Here is a 4015-nt window from a genome sequence, read left to right on the forward strand (position 1 = left end):
ACCCCGCCCCGAACCCCGCCAACGTCCCCGCGATGTGGAGGCGAATCTCTCCATTCCCTTAGAAAAGGCCTTTACCGGGGGGCGGGAACGGATTCGCCTCGATGATGGGCGATCGCTGGAAGTGGAAATGCCCGCCGGGATGATCGACGGCCAAAAAATTCGCCTCCGCAACCAGGGGATCAACGGCGGCAACTTGTATTTAAAAATTACCGTAGACCCCCACGATCGCTTTTCCCTGCGCGATCGCGATGTGCTCTGTACTGTGCCGGTCACCCCCAGTGAGGCGATTTTAGGGGGCTTGGTGGAAGTGCCGACCCTAGACGGATTGGTGAAAATGAATGTGCCGAAGGGGGTGCGATCGGGGCAAAAATTGCGCCTCGCCAATAAAGGCTTTCCCCTCGAAGACAGCGACAAACGGGGCGATCAAATCGTCGAAATTCAAATCCTGATTCCCCCCAGCGTCTCCCCGGAAGAGGAAGCCCTCTACGCCCAGATCCGCGAGATTGAAACCTTCAAGCCCCGCCATGATTTCGTCTCCTCCTAAAAGTTCGATACAGTGAAGGACGAAAACGCGATCGCTCCCTTAAACCATGCCCCAAACTGTTTGGATTGCCCGTCACGGAAATCGGATTGATTTCGTCAATCCGGACTGGTTTCTTACCGCTGAACGCCGCTACGACCCGCACCTTTCTGACGATGGCATCATCCAAGCCCAAGAACTCGCCCAACGGCTGCGATCGGAACCCATCGATCGCATTCTCGTTTCACCCTTTTTTCGCGCCATCCAAACCGCCCACGAAATCGCCCAGGTCATCAACTTACCCCTCCACATCGAACCCGGCTTAAGCGAATGGCTCAATCCGGAATGGATGACCGCCATGCCCGAAACCCGCACCATGGACGAGTTAACCACCCAATTCCCCGAAATTGACCCCACCTATACCCCCTGTCTTCTGCCCACCTTCCCCGAAACCCAAGACCAACTGATCGAACGGGCAGGCGAAGCGGCGCGGCGCATCGTGGCCCGGTTCCCAGCGGAAAATCTGCTCCTGGTGGGCCATGGTGCATCGGTGGTGGGCGCATCCTGGGGGTTATTGAGCGATCGCCCCAAGATTCACGCCTCTCTTTGTTGTTTAGTGCAGTTGGAGCGACAGGATGCCCCGTGGCAGTTAATTCACGACGGCAGCGACGTGAGCCACCTCACCCATCCTCAAATCCAAGTCCGCCTCATTTGACACTCTCTTGAATTGAGGAGCGCCTCGAACTTAGGGGGAAGGGTCAGTGCTAGGACGCGGCCAGAGATAGATCGCGCCAGAGATCAGGGTGAGGAGAACGGCGATCCAAAAAATGAGTTGGGCAATGATGGGCCAGGGATGGGATAAGGGGGCGATCAGCAGGGCGATCGCGATAATCTGCACCACGGTTTTCGCCTTGCCCCAAAGATTCGCCCCGGAAATTTGGGTTTGATTCACCCGCCAGCCTGCGATCGCTAATTCTCGCCCCAAAATCAAAAACACCCCCCAGGCCGGAATCAACCCCATCGCCACCAAACTCAACAGTGGCGCAAGCACCAATAATTTATCCACCAGGGGATCGAGGAATTTCCCCAAATCTGTCACTTGGTTGAGGCGACGGGCGAGATAGCCATCGAGCCAATCTGTCCCAGCGGCGAGGAGAAATACCCCCACCGCCCACCAGCGATGGGAGGCCGTGGGAATATAGAGCCAGTAGAGCAGAAACGGCACACCAGCGAGGCGAGAAACAGTGATCCAAGTGGGTAGATTCAAGGTCTTGATGGTGAAAGGAAGGGGGCGATCGCCTCACGCATTGGGCTGTGCTGCACGCCACTTCATTGAATTGTTCCACACGGAGGGCATAATGTTGAGTCGCCACGGGTCAGATCGCATCAGGTTTTTAGGGTGGTTGATTCCCCTCACGGTGCAAATCATCATCCGCACCACGGCTTAAATTACCTAGTGTCGTGACACAGCCAAAATGATACTTTAGCGCAGGGTGGGTTAGGCGGCTAAAATTTAGGCTATAACTACATCTGAAAATCCGCCGTAACCCACCGATTAACGTATGTCGTGATACTAACCTTAAATCGTGATCAGTATGAGTTAAAGCTCTTTCATTGTTTTTTCCAAAGCAGCCGTTTCAAAATCCAACTTCACCCCCCGATGAAAATTCGGAGTCACCGTAATATCGTCAATGGTGTAGACATTAATCAAGCCAAACTGCAACGCCTTAATCGCCACATTGCGCTGAATCACATCCACATATTTTCGCCAATATCCCGCGCTTAAATTCAATTCCACATCAATCCGATGATAATTCCCCACATTCACAAAACCAAACATCTTCACATCAACACTAGACTGATCTTGTCGGATCGAATCTTGGAGGGTAAGGGTGGCCACATCGATAATTTCTTCAATGTTTTCGGGGCTGGTGAGGTTGTTTTTATACTGCCGCAGGAGTTGCAGGAGGGTGCGATCGTCTTTACTTTCTAAGACCAGTTCTAGATCAACCCCTAAGCGCTGCTCATTGACGGCATTTTTTAAATAGGCGATCACCCCTTGCCGAAAGCTTTTCGGAACCAAGGGATCTTGATTACCCATAATTAACTGTTCTTCATTCGTGGCTTCTAATAAGCCAAAACGCAGCAAGAGTTTATCAAGACCGAGGATTTGTTTTTGAATGGCGAGAATCAGGGTTGATTTTAAGTTCGAGCGGAATTCACCGAGGGGATTCAACAGCCACCAGGCTTTATTGAGGGGGGATTGTTTGGGTAAATGTTGACCCCGATTCCAGGCTTGGCGAAAGTCTTGATAGGTGAAGGGACGTTTTAAAACCCGCAGCCGCCAGACGGGAATTTGAATGATTAATTTACCGGCGCTGTAGTCCACTGTTAACCTGCCGTTTTTCTCGATCAAGATTTCAATTTCATACAGTTGAAACAGGGTGGTTCGTTGGCCGAGCACCCCAATTTGAAAGTCTCGTAAAAAGGCGGCAGCGGCCTCAATTTGGCGAATAATCAGGGGGCGAATGGGGCGGAGGGTGATGCCTGCACCGAGTTTGACGAGAATGGTGTAGGTACTTTCGAGGCGGGGGACTTTTTGGGGGGGAATTTGGCGGCGGATTAGGGCTTCGCGGACTTCGATGTCTTGGGTGCGGAGGGCGTTGAGGGTGGATTCACGGCAAAAGTTATGAAACTCGTCGAGAATTTCGGTGAGAGAGGAGGTCGTAGTCATGGTTTTTTCGGATTTCGCAGGCAGGGCGATCGCACCATCACAACACGATCGCGGATCTTCCCCTCAGTGTGGCATATCCTTTCGATCTCGCTGCATCTGCAAACGCTGCTAATGGTCCCAAAAAAAAGAGGCGCGATCGCACCTCTTCGAGAGACTAGATGATGGGAGTTAACGGGACTACAGAGTAAAGGTCAGCCTAGGACTTGATCGCGGCGCTGGCGTAGGCATCCATTTCGTAGGCCGGGCGGCGATCGCTAAAGTCCGTTTCACGACCGGTCACGGAGCGGGCCACTTGTTCAAACCCGTCAGAATTCCAGTTGCGTTCGTGGATGGGCTTGGATTGCTCGCCTCGGAAATACACTTGAGTCCCGATGAGTGCGGCAGTGGCCCAGCCAACGATGAGGAGAGAGAACAGGATTGCGAGATAGCTCATAGGAACCTCCGAATTGCTTTTGTTTAGGTTTGTAACGCCTTATGTATATAAATGTAACGAAGTTTTGTGAAAATTGCAAATAAATGATATGTGATAGTGATCACAGCAAATCCGGATGCGGATCGCCTTTTCGATTGCCCTCATCCCCAGCCCTTCTCCCACGGGAGAAGGGAGTTTAATGCCCTCGCCTGGGGGCTACTGCTCGTAACATAAATCGATTTCAAGTTTCAACACTCTCGTGATCCCCCCCAGCCCCCCTTAAAAAAGGGGGGAGCCGCTCAAAGTCCCCCTTTTTAAGGGAGCCGCTCAAAGTCCCCCTTTTTAAGGG

The 4015-nt window shown here is 52.4% G+C and carries 5 protein-coding genes; 2 read left to right on the forward strand and 3 right to left on the reverse strand.

Annotation, left to right across the window (positions count from 1 at the left end; all coding sequences use genetic code 11):
* Both PN477_RS07530 and PN477_RS07535 read left to right on the forward strand, forming a co-directional pair.
* Positions 1-544, forward strand: a 544-nt coding sequence (locus tag PN477_RS07530; RefSeq protein WP_272147123.1) for a J domain-containing protein, incomplete at its 5' end; no start/stop codon positions are given.
* Between the two features lie 46 nt (positions 545-590).
* Entirely contained in the window at positions 591-1235 is a 645-nt protein-coding gene (locus PN477_RS07535; RefSeq protein ID WP_272117664.1) for a histidine phosphatase family protein, read from the forward strand.
* A gap of 30 nt (positions 1236-1265) precedes the next feature.
* Here PN477_RS07535 and pgsA read toward each other — a convergent pair whose 3' ends face one another.
* The 3 genes from pgsA to PN477_RS07550 form a co-directional block, all read right to left on the reverse strand.
* A complete protein-coding gene (gene pgsA, locus PN477_RS07540; protein WP_272117662.1) occupies positions 1266-1787 on the reverse strand; it encodes a CDP-diacylglycerol--glycerol-3-phosphate 3-phosphatidyltransferase in 522 nt (173 codons plus the stop codon).
* A 333-nt stretch (positions 1788-2120) separates the two neighbouring features.
* Entirely contained in the window at positions 2121-3254 is a 1134-nt protein-coding gene (locus tag PN477_RS07545; protein ID WP_272117660.1) for a hypothetical protein, read from the reverse strand.
* Positions 3255-3450: 196 nt separating this feature from the next.
* On the reverse strand, positions 3451-3687 hold the full coding sequence (locus PN477_RS07550; RefSeq protein WP_272117658.1) for a photosystem II protein, Psb35-related: 237 nt from the start codon (positions 3685-3687) through the stop codon (positions 3451-3453).
* Between the last annotated feature and the right edge of the window lie 328 nt (positions 3688-4015).

It is taken from the genome of Spirulina subsalsa CS-330 (genome assembly GCF_028330765.1).
GTDB lineage: Bacteria > Cyanobacteriota > Cyanobacteriia > Cyanobacteriales > Spirulinaceae > Spirulina > Spirulina subsalsa_A.

Bases quoted from the DNA above. Each gene is read 5' to 3' on its own strand.
- PN477_RS07535 (WP_272117664.1), top strand. From the start codon at position 591: ATGCCCCAAACTGTTTGGATTGCCCGTCACGGAAATCGGATTGATTTC.
- PN477_RS07545 (WP_272117660.1), bottom strand. From the start codon at position 3,254: ATGACTACGACCTCCTCTCTCACCGAAATTCTCGACGAGTTTCATAAC.
- PN477_RS07550 (WP_272117658.1), bottom strand. From the start codon at position 3,687: ATGAGCTATCTCGCAATCCTGTTCTCTCTCCTCATCGTTGGCTGGGCC.